Here is a 14955-nt window from a genome sequence, read left to right on the forward strand (position 1 = left end):
TGAGCGCACCGCCGAGGGCTTCTACCGCATCAAGAACGGCCTGGAGCCCTGCATCGCCCGGGCCAAGGCCTACGCGCCGTTTGCCGACCTGATCTGGATGGAGACCGGCACTCCTGACCTAGCGCTAGCCAAGCGGTTCGCCGAGGGGGTCAAGGCCGAGTTCCCTGACCAGATGCTGGCCTACAACTGCTCGCCGTCGTTCAACTGGAAAAAGCATCTCGACGACGCCACCATCGCGAAGTTCCAGCGAGAGCTGGGTGCGATGGGCTTCAAGTTCCAGTTCATTACGCTGGCCGGCTTCCACGCGCTGAACTACTCGATGTTCGACCTGGCCTACGGCTACGCCCGCAACCAGATGAGCGCCTACGTCGAGCTGCAGGAACGTGAGTTCGCCGCCGAGGAGCGCGGTTACACCGCGACCAAGCACCAGCGCGAGGTCGGCGCGGGCTACTTCGACCGGATCGCCACCACCGTCGACCCGACCTCGTCGACCACCGCGCTGGCCGGCTCCACCGAAGAGGGCCAATTCCACTGAGCACAGGTTTTACCGCGAGCAGACGCAGAATCGCACTTTTTCGGCCAAGCTGATGCGAGTCTGTGTCTGCTCGCGAGTGGAAGCGGTTGACAGCGCTGGCCCCGTCCAGCCAACCTGGGCGGGGCCTACTGCGGTGCGAGACAAACCGATTCGGAAGAGGTAACAGTGAGTGACGCAGCGATCCAGCGGGTAGGGGTAGTCGGGGCTGGACAGATGGGCTCCGGCATCGCTGAGGTCTCGGTACGCGCTGGCGTAGCAGTGACGGTGTTCGAGACGACCGAGGCGCTGGTTACCGCGGGACGCAGCCGCATCGTGAAGTCGCTGGAGCGAGGTGTCAGCGCGGGCAAGGTGACCGAGCGCGAACGTGACCGCGCACTGGGTCTGTTAACTTTCACCACCGACCTGAATGACTTGGCTGACCGGCAACTGGTGATCGAGGCCATCGTCGAGGACGAGGTGGTCAAGGCCGAGATCTTCGCCAAACTCGACCGAGTCGTCACCGACGCCGACGCGGTGTTGGCGTCGAACACCTCCAGCATCCCGATTATGAAAATTGCCGCGGCCACTAAGAACCCGCAGCGGGTGCTGGGCTTGCACTTTTTCAACCCGGTGCCAGTGCTTCCGCTGGTGGAGTTGGTCAGCACACTGGTCACCGCCGAGGCGGCGGCCGCACGCACCGAACACTTCGCCAGCGCCGTCCTTGGCAAACAGGTCGTGCGCTGTTCCGACCGGTCAGGCTTCGTGGTGAACGCGTTGTTGGTGCCGTATCTATTGTCCGCCATTCGTATGGTCGAGGCCGGGTTCGCCACGGTAGAAGATGTCGACAAGGCTGTGGTCGCCGGGCTATCCCATCCGATGGGGCCGCTGCGTCTTTCCGATCTCGTTGGCCTGGACACGCTTAAGCTGATCGCGGACAAGATGTTCGAGGAGTTCAAAGAGCCGCATTACGGGCCGCCGCCGCTATTGCTGCGGATGGTCGAGGCGGGCCAGTTGGGCAAGAAGTCGGGTCAGGGTTTCTACCGGTACTGACGCTGCCTACTTCGCACAAGTGAACTGGCACACGTCGGTGTAGCCTTGGCGGAATAGCTTTGCGCAGCCGGTCAGGTATTTCATGTAGCGCTTATAGACCTCTTGCGACTGGATGGCGATGGCCCGATCCTTGTTGGCCTCCAGCGCGGCAGCCCACGTCTCCAGCGTGCGGGCGTAGTGTAGCTGCAGCGATTGGATCCGAGTCACCTTGAAACCAGCCGCGGACGCGTGCTCCTCGACCGACGGGATGGTCGGGAGCCAGCCGCCCGGGAAGATCTCGGCCAGGATGAACTGGGTAAAGTGAACGATCTCGTGGGTCAGCGTATTGCCCTGCGCCCGGGCGTCTTTGAAGGTGGGACGCGAGATCGTGTGCAGGAGCATGACGCCGTCGACCGGCAGCACCTGGTGGGCCATCTTGAAGAAGTGGCCCCAACGCTGGCGGCCGAAGTGCTCAAATGCGCCGATCGAAACGATGCGGTCGACCGGCTCGTGGAACTTCTCCCACCCTTCCAGTAACACCTGCCTACTACGGGGTGTGTCCATCTGGTCGAACATTTGCTGGACGTGGGCGGCTTGGTTCTCGGACAGCGTCAGCCCGACGACGTTGACGTCGTACTTCTCGATGGCGCGCCGCATCGTGGCGCCCCAACCGCAGCCGACGTCCAGCAACGTCATCCCGGGCTCGAGTTTGAGCTTTCCCAGCGCCAAGTCGATTTTGGCGAGCTGAGCCTCCTCGAGTGTCATGTCATCGCGTTCAAAATATGCGCAGCTATACGTCTGGGTGGGGTCTAGGAAAAGCCGAAAGAAGTCGTCGGACAGGTCGTAGTGGGCCTGGACATTTCCGAAATGCGGGGTGAGCTGCACGGACATATGGATGAGCCTTTCTATTCCACAGGGCTTGCGCCAATGCACCCTGGCCTGCCCTCCGGATGCTCCCCATGCATGCTAGCCGCTAAAACGATCGACAAAGGGTTGCATTGGCCACAGGTGGCACCGCGGGCGTGCTGCGGGCGCTAACCGACCAGCTATTCGATCTGCCGCCGTGGCGGCACGATCGGAGACGGATGCGGCTGCTCACGGAACTTTTCCAACGACCCGCCGGCCTCCACGATCCCGCACAACGCGCTCCAGCTCAGCATCGTCAGATAGTCGATCAGCTCGTCGCTGGTCATTCGCGGCGCTGACATCCAAGAATGGGTGGCCAGCTGGACGCCGCCGACGATGAGATACGCCCACGGTTCCACCCCGCCGGTGTCCAAGCCGACCTCCTGCATGCGGCGGCGCAGCATCACCGCGATCATGCGGGCGATGATCCGCTCGGAGTCGGCGATCACCTTGCTCTTGCTGGCCGAGCTGTTGGCCATCACGAACCGGTACGGCTCGGGCTCATCTGCCACCGTTTGCACGTATACCCGGATGACTTCGCGGGTCAGTTCGTAGCCGTCGAGGTTGGATGACAGCGCCGCTGCCATATTGGGAATCAAAGTGGTTTGCGCGAAGCGCATCATCACCGCGGTCGTCAGGTCATTCTTGTCGACGAAGTAACGGTAGAGCACCGTCTTGGAAACCCCGATCTCCGCCGCGATCTCGTCCATGCTCAGGAATTGGCCGTGGACGCGAATGGCCTCGATGGTGCCGTCAACGAGTTCGTTGCGCCGCTCCACCTTGTGTTGGTGCCAGCGCCGCTTACGACCATCGGTTTTGCCCGCCATGGCCGGGATATGCTCTGTCACTTTCCGCCGATTTCCATTCACTAGACGCCCCTGATACTACGGCCTGCAGGGGCCCGCACGGCGCATCGGCCGGCCCCGTCAAGCCCCGAAATTGTGCGGTCACCGCAACCGATCACCGCGATAGCGGATGATGGTGTGGTGGCACACAGAGTCGACGCGTCGGGCCCGCCGCCGAGACTTGACGTGAGCACACCGCGGCGCCGGCCGTCGCTAGCGGAGTCGTTCGCCGGGGCCGACTCGGAGGCAGACGCTGAGCGCCGTGTGGCGCTGCGCCGGATGAAATTGGTGGCACTGAGCTTCCTACTCGGCGCCACCGTCGCGTTTCTTGCCTGTCGCTGGGTGCAGGCGCACGGTGCCGCGCCACTGTGGGTGGGCTACGCCGGCGCGGCCGCGGAGGCCGGCATGGTGGGCGCACTGGCCGACTGGTTCGCCGTGACCGCGCTGTTCAAGCATCCGCTGGGCATTCCGATTCCGCACACTGCCATCATCAAGCGCAAGAAAGACCAGCTCGGCGAAGGACTGGGTACCTTTGTCCGGGAGAATTTCCTGTCGGCGCCGGTCGTGGAGACCAAGCTGCGCGACGCGCAAGTGCCCAGCCGGCTGGGGAAGTGGTTGTCGGATCCGGCGCACGCCCGACGAGTGGCGGCCGAGGCGGCAACGGTGCTTCGGGTCCTGGTGGAGCTGCTCCGCGACGAGGACGTACAGCATGTCATCGACCGCACGATCATGCGCCGCCTCGCCGAGCCGCAGTGGGGCCCGCCGGTGGGACGGGTGCTGGAAACAGTGCTTGCCGAGAACCGACAGGAAGCTTTGCTCCAGCTACTGGCCGACCGTGCGTTCCACTGGTCGCTGAATGCCGGGGTAGTGATTCAGCGCGTGGTCGAGCGGGATTCGCCGACCTGGTCGCCGCGATTCATTGACCATCTGGTCGGCGACCGTATCCATCGTGAGTTGATGGACTTCACCGACAAGGTGCGCCGCAACCCCGACCACGAGCTACGCCGGTCGGCAACCCACTTTCTGTTCGAATTCGCGCACGACCTACAGCACGATCCGGCGACCATCGCGCGCGCGGATACTGTCAAAGAGCAGCTGATGGCTCGCGACGAGGTCGCCAACGCCGCCGCCACCGCGTGGAAGACGCTCAAGCGACTGGTACTCGATGGCGTCGACGACCCGTCGAGCGCGTTGCGCACCCGCATCACCGATACGGTGATTCAGGTCGGTGAATCGCTGCGCGACGATGCCGAACTGCGCGACAAGGTCGACAACTGGATGGTGCGGGCTGCTCAGCACCTGGTTTCCCAGTATGGGGTGGAGATCACAGCGATCATCACCGAGACCATCGAGCGCTGGGACGCCGCGGAAGCCAGCCGGCGTATCGAACTACATGTGGGCCGTGACCTGCAATTTATCCGGATCAACGGCACCGTTGTGGGCGCTTTGGCTGGCGTTGCCATCTATGGCATCGCGCAACTGCTGTTCTAGGGTGCTAACAAGCGCTTGCAAAAGCAAGCACCGGTCCGTACCCTGGTGGGCGTCAACGATCGGCACAACGCAAGGAGTGCACCAATGCCGTCCCCGGAGGACAAGCTGGGCGCCAAGGTGTCCACCAAGGCCTCCGACGTGGCCTCCGATATCGGCAGCTTCATCAGAGCGCAACGCGAGACGGCGCAAGTTTCCATGCGCCAACTCGCTGAGCGGTCCGGTGTGAGCAACCCGTACCTGAGCCAGGTCGAGCGCGGACTGCGTAAGCCGTCCGCCGATGTCCTGGCCCAGATCGCGAAGGCGTTACGGGTTTCCGCCGAGGTTCTCTATGTGCGCGCCGGCATTCTCGAGCACAGCGAGACCAGTCAGGTGCGGGACGCCATCATCACCGACACGGCGATCAGCGAGCGCCAAAAGCAAATTCTGCTGGATATCTACGCGTCATTCACCCAGCAGAACGAAGCAATCCGTGAGGAGTGTCCGAAGTCATCCGACATCGACAAATGATCAACTTGTCGGTCGTGAGACGTAGCGGTGGAGACGTTAGACGGCCGGCGTTAGCTGATCGGGCTCGGGTAATCCGACCAGCCTAAGGGCAGTTCCTGAACCGGGCCTGACAACACGACTCCCGCCAGCAACCGACCCGACAATCAGGAGGTTTTTAGCAAGTCACGCGCTAGGTCAATCCGCGGGTCTTGACTATTCCCCTCAGGGGAGCCGACGCTTGCCCAAATTTCATATCACGACGCAAATAACGCCAATAAGAACACTCAAAAACACGCTAGGAAAGGAAACACGATGGCTGAAAACCCTAACATCGAGGACCTGAAGGCTCCGTTGCTTGCCGCGCTCGGTGCCGCCGACTTGGCGCTGGCCACCGTCAACGACTTGATCAGCAATCTGCGTGAGCGCGCCGAGGAGAGGCGCACCGACACTCGCACCCGGGTCGAGGAGAGCCGGGCCCGGCTGACCAAGCTGCAGGAAGACCTGCCTGAGCAGCTTACCGAGCTGCGTGAGCGCTTCACCGCCGACGAGCTGCGCAAGGCCGCAGAGGGCTACTTGGAGGCCGCCACCGGTCGCTATAACGAGCTCGTCGAGCGTGGTGAGGCCGCTCTCGAGCGGCTGCGCAGCCAGCCGGCCTTCGAGGACGCGTCGGCTCGTGCGGAGGGCTATGTGGACCAGGCAGTCGAGCTGACCCAGGAGGCGCTGGGTACGGTTGCGTCGCAGACTCGCGCTGTCGGTGAGCGTGCCGCCAAGCTTGTCGGCATCGAGCTACCGAAGAAGGCGGAGTCGGAAAAAAAGGCTCCGGCCAAGAAGGCCCCGGTGGCGGCTAAGAAAGCGGCCCCAGCTAAGAAGGCGCCTGCCAAGAAGGCCCCCGCCAAGAAGGTCACCCAGAAGTAAGCCAGATCACTCGGACCGCTGAACTCGACTCCGAGTCGCCCCGCTGGGGCGACTCGGAGTCGACGTGTTTGTGGTCCGAGTCGCCCCGCTGGGGAGACTCGGAGTCGACTCGGAGTCGACGTGTTGGCGGCTGCCCGCATAGTCTTTAGGCGTGAGCCACCTCGTGGGTACTGTCATGTTGGTCTTACAGATCGCCGTTCTCGTGACAGCGCTGTACTCGTTTGTGCACGCGGCGCTGCAGCGGCCCGACGCTTACACCGCAGCGGACAAGTTGACCAAACCGGTATGGTTGGTGATCCTTGGCGTGGCTGTGGCGCTGACTTCCATCCTGGGTTTCGTCTTTGGCGTACTCGGGATGGCGATTGCCGCATGCGCTGCAGGTGTTTATCTGGTCGACGTCCGGCCTAAGCTTCTCGACGTTCAGGGTAAATCCCGCTAACTGGATGAAACGCCTACTAGTCGTCTCGGTGGCGGTGCTTGCCGCTGTCCTAAGCGCCATCCCCGCCGCCGCTGGTCCTGATACTGGCATCTCGACCCCTGCTGGCCCCTCGTACTCGCCGCCGCTGATTGATCACACCGAGTGGGTGTACTTGGGACAGCTCAGTAGCTTGCGCGTTTTCCCTACCCCGACCGGGCGCGCGGCTTCCCGACACCCCGGCACTACAGCCAGCGCCGACGTTGCCTGGGCGGAGATACTCGCGCTGTCCCCGGACGCCGACATCCCCGGTATGCGAAGCCAGTTCGACTGTCACTGGGAACTGGCCGAGATTGCACAACCTGGAAAAATCAGTTGGAACCTGGAACCATGGCGTCCGGTTGTCGACGACGCCGCGATGCTCGACTCCGGATGCAATCCGGGTGGTGCTGAAGAGCAGTTCTGATGTTAAGCCAGCCAACCCGTGCGCAGCTAGCTGCATTGGTCGACCACACCCTGCTCAAGCCGGAAGCCACCAGCGCCGACGTGGCCGCGTTGGTCGCAGAAGCCGTCGAGCTGGGCGTTTACGCGGTGTGCGTCTCCCCATCGATGGTGCCGGCGGCCTGCAGTGCCCCGGGGGCCGAAATCATACGGGTGGCAGCGGTCGCGGGCTTCCCGTCAGGCAAGCATGTGCCGACGATCAAAGCGCAGGAGGCCGCACTGGCCGTCGCGTCGGGGGCCGTCGAGATCGACATGGTGATCGACGTCGGCGCTGCGCTGGCCGGAGACCTCGACGCGGTCCAGTCCGACATCGCAGCGGTGCGCGCCGCAACCGCCGGGGTGGTGCTGAAAGTGATCGTCGAGTCGGCAGTACTTTTGGCCCTGGCCGGCGAGCACGCTCTGACGAAGGTGTGTCGGGTCGCCGCGGACGCGGGCGCCGACTTCGTCAAGACGTCGACAGGGTGTCATCCCGCCGGCGGTGCGACCGTGCGTGCCGTCGAGCTGATGGCCGACACGGTGGGCGGGCATCTGGGAGTCAAGGCCAGCGGCGGCATCCGCACCGCCACCGACGCGGTCGAAATGCTTCACGCTGGTGCGACCAGACTAGGTCTGTCGGGCACTCGCGCGGTGCTCGACGGGCTCAGCCCGAGCTGACCGGCGCCGCCGTCAAATATTGGCGAAACAGGGATTCTGGGCGCCATACGGGATGGTGGCGTTCCGGGTGGAGAAGCGGCTTGTCACGCCGGTCGAGGTGACCTGGACGCTGTCGGCATGAATTCCCAGCGGATAGTTCTTGGTCAGGTCAGCGGTGAAGGCGTCCAACGTGGACTGGACGGTTTCTTTGGGCAGCGAAAAGCCGAGCGTATTGAAACTGACGATCTGCAGCCGCAGACCATTGCCGGACACCTCCGGTTTGGCGATGATGTCGTTGAGCATGCCCTTCAATTCGATGGTGCCGTCCGCGGGGTGCGTTACCACGCTGTTGGTGACGAATTCGCCGAGTATGGGAATCGCGTTTTGCACCGATTCCTTGATCCCCTCCGCCGACCAGCTGATCGTGGCATCCAAAGCGCCCACCGTGCCCTGCGAGCTTGGGGTGGACTTGAGCTGGACGTCCTGGATGCTGATTTTCAGCTTCATACCCTTGGCGTCGCGCACTTGGTTACCGGCGGTCTCGACGGTGATGTTCGTGAAGTGGCGCGTGGCAAGCTGCCATAGCAGTAGCGGTGCCACGCCGAACGACGCGGTGGCCTGATCCTTGACCTCGCATGCCACTGCTGCGGCGACCTTGCTGTTCGCGACGCGCCGCGCGTAGAGCTCGCCGCCGATCAGCCCGGCGAGAACGAGCGAGAACACGATGATCAGGATCAGAAATACGGATAGCGGGTCGCGACGCCAGCGACGTTTGGTCTTTCCCGATGCGGGTTCTTCTTGCGGGGTGGCCAGCGTGGTGGTCGCGGCAGCGGCCGCGGCGGGCGGCCGCGAGCTACTGGGGTGCTGCGCGTCGGCATTAGCCGCAGTCAGCGGCTCCGTCTGCGGCGCGGCCTGGCCCGCCTCGGTTGGCGGTTCCTGGGTCTGGGCGCCACCGGGCCCGCTGGAACGCAACTGACCGCCAGCGGGGTCAGCCGGTGCCTGCGGTCGGCCAAAAGGATCTGGATTGGTGGGACGCGACCATGTCGACGGGCCCTCGTTGGGTGGCCCTTGCGGGTTCGTCACCCCCGTGATTGTGCCTTATCAATCTGAATGAACTCTGAGCGGTTGCGCAGCACGGCAAGGGTGTCGCGGGCGGCGCTCACCTTCTCGACGTCGATGTCGGCGACCACAAGTTGCGGGTCGGCGCCGGCCGCGGCCACCACCTCGCCCAGCGGCGAAGCCACCAAGCTACCGCCCACTCCGGTTGGTGCGCCCGAATTGGTCACACAACTGCCGGGATGCGCCTGGCCGGCCGCGGCGACATAGCTCGTCGAGTCTAGTGCTCTGGCCCGCGCCAGCAACGTCCACTGTTCGAGCTTGCCAGCGCCTGCGCCCCAGGACGCGCATACCGCGATCAGCTGGGCGCCGCGGCGGGCCAGCTCGGTGTAGAGGGCCGGGAAGCGAATGTCATAGCAAACGGTCAATCCCACCGCGACGTCGTTGACCATGATCACCACCGGCTCGTGCCCGGGTGCGACTGTCCGCGACTCGGCGAAGCCAAACGCGTCGTAGAGATGGATCTTGTGATAGTGGGCGTCCGGCTGGTTGGGCGAACCGGGCCCGGCGGCGATCAGCGTGTTCATCACCCGCCCGTCACCGGCAGGGGTGAACATGCCGGCGATGACGGTGATGCCGGCCTCGGCCGCGATCCGTCGGACGCCGTGGGCCCAGGCGCCATCCAAGGGCTCGGCGATCGGTGCCAGGGGGACGCCGAACCGGCACATGGTCGCCTCGGGAAACACCACCAGCTGGGCGCCCGCGTCGACTGCTCGGTTGGCGTACTCTCGCACCAGCCGCAAATTGGCCGCCGGGTCGGTGCTGCTGAGCAATTGCGCTAACGCGATTCGCATAGCCGCCAGCATAGGAGCCGAATTGGATGCGCCCAGGCGGCCAAAGCTAGGCCTTGCTGGAAATCCACTCGGTGGTGAAGCGCTGTTCGATGGTCACCAGCTGGCCCAATTCGCTGCCGATCATCCGCTCCAGCTTGCCGCCAATCAACGGGATACGCACCTGGATAGTGAGCCGCAGCGACAGCCGGGAGCCGCCGGAATCGGCGTTGGGAGACAGCACGCCAGTACCCCATAGGTGCACCGGAGCACCCACGATCGTTCCGGCAATGGACGCCGTCACAATGCCGTCGCTGACCGGCCCCCAGGTCTCTTCGCGCCGCACGCAGAGATCGCCCCGATGCAACTGGGTAACCAATCCCGGCAGGTTGTGGCTGCGGACCGTCTGCAGGGTCACCACCTCGATGCTGCCGTCGAACCCGGACTCCCCGCCCATCCGCATCGATTCCAAAGTTGCGATGTCCGCCGGAGTTTCCGCCAGCCTGGCCAGCCAGTAGTCCTCCTCGTGGAAAGCCAGGTGAACTTCTTCGACGCTGCCCGCGAAGTCGGCCGACATGTCGAATGAACGCGGCATAGCTGGTCAGGCTACCGTTACGGGCCGTGATCGGTTCACGGTTTGCCGGTGCGCCTGTCGAACAGCTGGTGCCGCTGGCGCCGTTGACGACGCTGCGGGTGGGGCCGGTGGCACGGCGGGTAATCACCTGTGAGAGCACCGATCAAGTGGTCGCGGTGCTGCGCCAGCTGGACGTGGAGAACCGGGCAGGGGAGGGCGGCCCGCTGCTGGTCTTTGCAGGCGGCTCCAACGTGGTGATCGGAGACGCCGTCGCCGACCTGACCGTGGTGCGGTTGACCAATGACCGCATCAGCATCGAGGGCAACCTGGTGCGCGCGGAGGCGGGTGCGGTGTGGGACGACGTGGTCGCCAGGTCCATCGAACGTCAACTGGGCGGACTGGAGTGCCTGTCTGGCATTCCAGGATCGGCCGGCGCGACGCCGGTGCAGAACGTGGGGGCATACGGGGTGGAGGTGTCCGATGTCATCACTCGGGTCCGGCTGCTGGATCGACGCACCGGTGCGGTCCGTTGGGTACCCGGCGCCGAACTGCGTTTCGGGTACCGCACCAGCGTGCTCAGGCAGGCTGACGGGCTTCAGTGTCCTGCAGTGGTACTGGAGGTCGAGTTTGCGCTGGACCCCGCGGGCCGCAGCGCGCCGTTGCGTTACGGCGAACTGACCGCGGCGCTGGGTGCTGACAGCGGCGATCGCGCCGACCCGCGAGCCGTCCGGGAGGCAGTCCTGGCGCTACGGAAGCGTAAAGGCATGGTGCTCGACGAGGCCGACTACGACACCTGGAGCGTCGGTTCGTTTTTCACCAACCCGGTGGTGGCACCCGGGGTCTATGAGCGGTTGGCTGCGGCGACCCGAGGTCTGGTGCCGCACTATCCGGCACCAGACGGTGTCAAGCTGGCAGCCGGCTGGCTGGTGGAGCGGTCCGGGTTCGGCAAGGGCTATCCAGATGATCAAGCCGCGCCGTGCCGGCTGTCCACCAAACACGCGTTGGCGGTGACGAACCGCGGCGCGGCCACGGCCGAGGACGTGATGGTATTGGCTCGCACGGTCCGCGACGGGGTCCGTGATGTGTTTGGTATCACACTGCAGCCCGAACCAGTCCTGGTCGGATGCTCCTTATAGCGGCCAATTTCACGCCTGTGGGCTGTCGCTGGATCGCTTCTTGGCGGGGGACAGCGCATTTGGCCCGGTATCTTGGATACTTGTGAGCACATCCGCCAACCCGCAACGTCAGGGGCCGATCAATCGGCGCATGGCTTTGGTGGCCCTTGGGGCTGGGGTGTTGGCCCCAAGCGTGCTGGCCGCGTGTGCGGGTACCGTCACCAAGCAAGCGGAGAAGAAGCCGCCCGCTGCTCCCCATCTGACATTCCGGCCGGCTGATGCTTCTCAAGACGTAGTGCCGATCGCGCCGATCAGCGTCGAGGTCGGCGACGGCTGGTTCCAGCGGGTGGCACTGACCAATTCGGCCGGCAAGGCCGTCGCCGGCGCATACAACCAGGACCGCACGGTGTACACCATCACCGAGCCGCTGGGCTACGACACCACCTACAGCTGGAGCGGTTCGGCCGTGGGCCACGACGGAAAGACGATTCCGTTGACCGGCAAGTTCATCACGGTGACCCCCGCGAAGAAGATCGACGGCGGCTTCCAGTTGGCTGACGGCCAGACCGTCGGCGTGGCGACCCCGATCATCATCCAGTTCGACGCGCCAATCAGCGACAAGGCTTCCGTCGAGCAGGCCCTCACGGTGACCACCAACCCGCCCGTCGAGGGCAGCTGGGCTTGGCTGCCCGACGAAGCGCAGGGCGCGCGGGTGCACTGGCGTCCGCGCGAGTACTACCCGGCTGGCGCCACCGTGAACGTCGACGCCCAGCTGTATGGGTTGCCCTTCGGTGACGGGGCCTACGGCCTGCAGGACATGTCGTTGAGCATCCAGATCGGTCGACGGCAGGTGGTCAAGGCCGAAGTCTCCTCGCACCGCATGCAGGTGGTCACCGACGAGGGCGTCATCATGGACTTCCCCTGCAGCTACGGCGAAGCCGACAAGGCCCGCAACGTCACCCGTAACGGTGTCCACGTGGTCACTGAAAAGTACGCTGACTTCTACATGTCAAACCCGGCCGCCGGATACAGCAACGTGCACGAGCGCTGGGCGGTGCGCATCTCCAACAACGGTGAGTTCATCCACGCCAACCCGATGAGTGCCGGCGCGCAAGGCAACAGCAACGTCACCAACGGCTGCATCAACCTGTCGACGAGCGACGCTCAGGAGTACTACAGCTCAGCGATGTACGGCGATCCGGTCGAGGTGACTGGCAGTTCGATCCAGCTTTCCTACTCTGACGGCGATATCTGGGACTGGGCGGTGGATTGGGACACTTGGGTGTCGATGTCGGCGCTGCCGCGGCCGACGACGCGCACGCCAGGAACTCAGATCCCGATCACCGCGCCGGCCACCCCGTCGACGGCGCCTAGCCTGTCGGGCACGCCGACGACCACTACCGGGCCAGGTGGTTAGCCCTCCGCGTCGCTGACGCCTGGTCGCGTGGCCGGATGACGATCTGGTCCAGGTTGACGTGCGACGGCCTTGCGGCTACGAACCCGATCACCTCGGCGATGTCGGCGGCTACTAGCGGAGTCATGCCGGAGTAGACCGCATCCGCGCGTCGCTGGTCACCGTTGAACCGGACCAGCGAGAACTCCGTCTCCACCGCACCGGGCGCAATCTCGGTGAGCCGGACCGGCTTGCCCAGCAGTTCGCCCCGCAGCGTGCGGTGCAGCGCACTTTGGGCGTGCTTGGCCGCTGTGTAGCCGGCGCCGCCGTCGTAAACCTCTAGCGCCGCAATCGAAGTGACGGTAACCACTAAGCCGTCGCCGGACTCGATGAGCTTGGGTAGCAGCGCGCGGGTCACCCGCAGTGTGCCCATCACGTTGGTCTCCCACATCCAGCGCCAGTGCTCAAGATCGGCGTCGACGACCGATTCCAGCCCCTTTGCTCCACCGGCATTGTTGACCAGCACGTCGACCCGGCTCAGCGCGCGTGCCAGCGCGTCAACGGCCGCATCCTTTGTGACGTCTGCCACAACTGCGGTCCCGTCGATCTCTTCGGCGAGCGCCTTGATCCGGTCTGCCCGGCGGGCTACCGCCACTACGTGAAACCCTTGAGCAGCAAGCACTTTAGCGGTTCCCTCGCCGATCCCAGAGCTGGCTCCGGTAACCACCGCGACTCGTCTTTTTAGGCTGGGAATTGTCATCGGAAACACTCTAGTAAACGTGCTAAATTCTGGGGGTGTACCACAGCGCCTCGTTCGACGCGACGTCCGCGTGCTTTTTCGCGGGCCCCTGTTGTTGCCGCTCACTTTGCCGCGCCTGACGCAAAGTTGTGCAGCGTGGCCCAGGATCCGGCCAGTTGAACTCGAAATAAGGACGCCCGTGCACACGACTACCCTCACCCCTCGTCCCCCCAGCCGTAGCGGCCAGGCGCGGCCGTACCGCCAGGTTGCGCCGCCATCCCTGCACCTGGCTGATTCCGCGGCAGCGTCGGTGTTTCGGGCGGTGCGGCTGGGTGGTCCGGTGGGCCGCGACGTCATCGCCGGCGTGACCTCGCTGAGCATCGCGACGGTGAACCGCCAGGTCACCGCACTCCTTGAGGCTGGTATTCTGCGCGAGCGCGCCGACTTGGCGGTTTCTGGAGCCATCGGGCGCCCCCGGGTGCCTGTGGAGGTCAACCACGAGCCGTTCGTGACCTTGGGCATCCACATCGGCGCTCGCACCACCAGCATCGTGGCCACTGACCTGCTCGGCCGCACTCTCGACACGGTTGAGACGCCGACGCCGCTCAGTCCAGCGGGTCCGGCCCTGACCTCGCTGGCTCACAGTGCCGGCCGCTATCTGAGGCGTTGGCATCGCCGTCGCACGCTGCGGGTCGGAGTCGCGATTGGCGGCACGGTCGATAACACGACCGGCCACGTCGACCATCAGCGGCTGGGCTGGCGAAACGCACCGGTGGGGCCGGTGCTGGCCGACGCGCTGGGACTTCCGGTCTCGGTGGCATCACATGTCGACGCCATGGCCGGCGCTGAACTGCTGCTCGGGATGCGGCAGTTTGCCCCAGGCTCAGCGACCAGCCTCTATGTCTATGCCCGCGAAACTGTGGGTTACTCGCTGGTGATCGATGGGCGGGTGCACTGCCCGGCCAGTGGCCCGGGCACCATTGCGGGCCTGCCGGCCCACTCGGAGCTGCTCGGCGGCGGCGGACAGCTTGAGTCCACGGTCAGCGACGAGGCCGTTTTGGCTGCTGCCCGCAGGCTGCGGATCATTCCCCCCGCCCCGACCGCTCGCACCAGCGGGTCGGCTACCGCAATGACTGAGCTGCTGCGAGCCGCGCGAGCCGGCAACCAGCAGGCCCGCGATCTGTTGGCCGAGCGGGCCCGGGTACTCGGCGAGACGGTGGCGCTGCTGCGCGACGTGCTGAATCCCGATGAACTGGTGGTCGGCGGCCAGGCGTTCACCGAGTACCCGGAAGGGATGGAGCAGGTGGAGGCGGCTTTCGCCGCGCGCTCGGTGCTGCCGCCGCGGGACATCCGCGTCACCGCCTTCGGCAACCGCGTGCAAGAAGCGGGGGCCGGCATTGTGTCGCTGGGTGGGCTCTATGCCGATCCGTTGGGCGCCATGCGCCGCTCCGGAGTACTGGACATCCGGCTGCCCGACCCCCAGCCCGACGCGCTCGCATAAGGGGTCCTGACG

Annotated in this window: 16 protein-coding genes and 1 pseudogene; 11 read left to right on the plus strand and 6 right to left on the minus strand. The window is 64.9% G+C overall.

Annotated elements, in window-relative coordinates; genetic code table 11:
- On the plus strand, window positions 1-535 hold a 535-nt coding region (gene aceA, locus F0Q45_RS05225), incomplete at its 5' end, for an isocitrate lyase (protein ID WP_149652929.1).
- 165 nt (window positions 536-700) lie between these two features.
- Window positions 701-1564 (plus strand): 3-hydroxybutyryl-CoA dehydrogenase, encoded by an 864-nt coding sequence (locus tag F0Q45_RS05230; RefSeq protein ID WP_149652930.1) that lies wholly within the window; start codon window positions 701-703, stop codon window positions 1562-1564.
- A 6-nt stretch (window positions 1565-1570) separates the two neighbouring features.
- Here the strand turns inward: F0Q45_RS05230 and pcaA are convergent, their stop codons facing one another.
- Complete coding sequence (pcaA, locus tag F0Q45_RS05235) at window positions 1571-2434, minus strand: cyclopropane mycolic acid synthase PcaA (RefSeq protein ID WP_149652931.1); 864 nt, start codon at window positions 2432-2434, stop codon at window positions 1571-1573.
- 155 nt (window positions 2435-2589) lie between these two features.
- Window positions 2590-3297, minus strand: a complete 708-nt coding sequence (locus F0Q45_RS05240; RefSeq protein WP_149652932.1) for a TetR/AcrR family transcriptional regulator — start codon at window positions 3295-3297, stop codon at window positions 2590-2592.
- A 135-nt stretch (window positions 3298-3432) separates the two neighbouring features.
- Between F0Q45_RS05240 and F0Q45_RS05245 the strand changes: the two genes are divergently transcribed.
- The 6 genes and pseudogenes from F0Q45_RS05245 to deoC all read left to right on the plus strand — a co-directional run bounded on the left by F0Q45_RS05245 (window position 3433) and on the right by deoC (window position 7756).
- Window positions 3433-4785 carry a DUF445 domain-containing protein gene (locus F0Q45_RS05245; protein ID WP_149652933.1) on the plus strand — a complete coding sequence of 451 codons (1353 nt, stop codon included), beginning with the start codon at window positions 3433-3435 and terminating at the stop codon, window positions 4783-4785.
- An 84-nt stretch (window positions 4786-4869) separates the two neighbouring features.
- A pseudogene (locus tag F0Q45_RS05250) lies at window positions 4870-5317 on the plus strand (helix-turn-helix domain-containing protein).
- Between the two features lie 266 nt (window positions 5318-5583).
- Window positions 5584-6186 (plus strand): heparin-binding hemagglutinin HbhA, encoded by a 603-nt coding sequence (hbhA, locus tag F0Q45_RS05255; RefSeq protein ID WP_149652935.1) that lies wholly within the window; start codon window positions 5584-5586, stop codon window positions 6184-6186.
- Between the two features lie 151 nt (window positions 6187-6337).
- Window positions 6338-6625: a DUF2516 family protein gene (locus F0Q45_RS05260; protein ID WP_188112795.1), complete on the plus strand. Its 288-nt coding sequence runs from the start codon at window positions 6338-6340 to the stop codon at window positions 6623-6625.
- Between the two features lie 4 nt (window positions 6626-6629).
- Complete coding sequence (locus F0Q45_RS05265) at window positions 6630-7067, plus strand: DUF2599 domain-containing protein (protein ID WP_149652936.1); 438 nt, start codon at window positions 6630-6632, stop codon at window positions 7065-7067.
- Window positions 7067-7756 carry a deoxyribose-phosphate aldolase gene (gene deoC / locus F0Q45_RS05270; RefSeq protein WP_149652937.1) on the plus strand — a complete coding sequence of 230 codons (690 nt, stop codon included), beginning with the start codon at window positions 7067-7069 and terminating at the stop codon, window positions 7754-7756. Before F0Q45_RS05265 ends, deoC begins: the two co-directional genes overlap by 1 nt.
- 12 nt (window positions 7757-7768) lie before the next feature.
- Here the strand turns inward: deoC and F0Q45_RS05275 are convergent, their stop codons facing one another.
- From F0Q45_RS05275 to F0Q45_RS05285, 3 genes are read right to left on the minus strand one after another with little or no spacing between them, the layout of a single operon-like run.
- Complete coding sequence (locus F0Q45_RS05275; protein WP_149652938.1) at window positions 7769-8818, minus strand: LmeA family phospholipid-binding protein; 1050 nt, start codon at window positions 8816-8818, stop codon at window positions 7769-7771.
- On the minus strand, window positions 8815-9645 hold the full coding sequence (locus tag F0Q45_RS05280) for a carbon-nitrogen hydrolase family protein (protein ID WP_149652939.1): 831 nt from the start codon (window positions 9643-9645) through the stop codon (window positions 8815-8817). Before F0Q45_RS05280 ends, F0Q45_RS05275 begins: the two co-directional genes overlap by 4 nt.
- Before the next feature lie 46 nt (window positions 9646-9691).
- Window positions 9692-10216 carry a DUF2505 domain-containing protein gene (locus F0Q45_RS05285; protein ID WP_149652940.1) on the minus strand — a complete coding sequence of 175 codons (525 nt, stop codon included), beginning with the start codon at window positions 10214-10216 and terminating at the stop codon, window positions 9692-9694.
- 2 nt (window positions 10217-10218) lie between these two features.
- Here F0Q45_RS05285 and F0Q45_RS05290 point away from each other — a divergent pair, with 2 nt between their 5' ends.
- Both F0Q45_RS05290 and F0Q45_RS05295 read left to right on the plus strand, forming a co-directional pair.
- Window positions 10219-11331: a UDP-N-acetylmuramate dehydrogenase gene (locus F0Q45_RS05290; RefSeq protein ID WP_149652941.1), complete on the plus strand. Its 1113-nt coding sequence runs from the start codon at window positions 10219-10221 to the stop codon at window positions 11329-11331.
- 130 nt (window positions 11332-11461) lie between these two features.
- On the plus strand, window positions 11462-12727 hold the full coding sequence (locus tag F0Q45_RS05295; RefSeq protein ID WP_373424921.1) for a L,D-transpeptidase: 1266 nt from the start codon (window positions 11462-11464) through the stop codon (window positions 12725-12727).
- Here F0Q45_RS05295 and F0Q45_RS05300 read toward each other — a convergent pair.
- Window positions 12708-13463 (minus strand): SDR family oxidoreductase, encoded by a 756-nt coding sequence (locus F0Q45_RS05300; protein WP_149652943.1) that lies wholly within the window; start codon window positions 13461-13463, stop codon window positions 12708-12710. The genes F0Q45_RS05295 and F0Q45_RS05300 overlap by 20 nt on opposite strands.
- Window positions 13464-13629: 166 nt before the next feature.
- On the opposite strand from F0Q45_RS05300, the gene F0Q45_RS05305 reads away from it, so the two are divergent.
- Window positions 13630-14943, plus strand: a complete 1314-nt coding sequence (locus tag F0Q45_RS05305; protein ID WP_149652971.1) for an ROK family transcriptional regulator — start codon at window positions 13630-13632, stop codon at window positions 14941-14943.
- Window positions 14944-14955: the final 12 nt, after the last annotated feature.

The sequence above is a fragment of the Mycobacterium simiae genome (assembly GCF_008370645.1).
Classification (GTDB): Bacteria; Actinomycetota; Actinomycetes; order Mycobacteriales; family Mycobacteriaceae; genus Mycobacterium; species Mycobacterium simiae_A.

Coding starts and splice junctions, on each gene's coding strand:
- F0Q45_RS05285 (WP_149652940.1), bottom strand. CDS start 10,216: ATGCCGCGTTCATTCGACATGTCGGCCGACTTCGCGGGCAGCGTCGAA.
- F0Q45_RS05295 (WP_373424921.1), top strand. CDS start 11,462: ATGGCTTTGGTGGCCCTTGGGGCTGGGGTGTTGGCCCCAAGCGTGCTG.
- F0Q45_RS05265 (WP_149652936.1), top strand. CDS start 6,630: ATGAAACGCCTACTAGTCGTCTCGGTGGCGGTGCTTGCCGCTGTCCTA.
- deoC (WP_149652937.1), top strand. CDS start 7,067: ATGTTAAGCCAGCCAACCCGTGCGCAGCTAGCTGCATTGGTCGACCAC.
- F0Q45_RS05280 (WP_149652939.1), bottom strand. CDS start 9,645: ATGCGAATCGCGTTAGCGCAATTGCTCAGCAGCACCGACCCGGCGGCC.
- hbhA (WP_149652935.1), top strand. CDS start 5,584: ATGGCTGAAAACCCTAACATCGAGGACCTGAAGGCTCCGTTGCTTGCC.
- pcaA (WP_149652931.1), bottom strand. CDS start 2,434: ATGTCCGTGCAGCTCACCCCGCATTTCGGAAATGTCCAGGCCCACTAC.
- F0Q45_RS05300 (WP_149652943.1), bottom strand. CDS start 13,463: ATGACAATTCCCAGCCTAAAAAGACGAGTCGCGGTGGTTACCGGAGCC.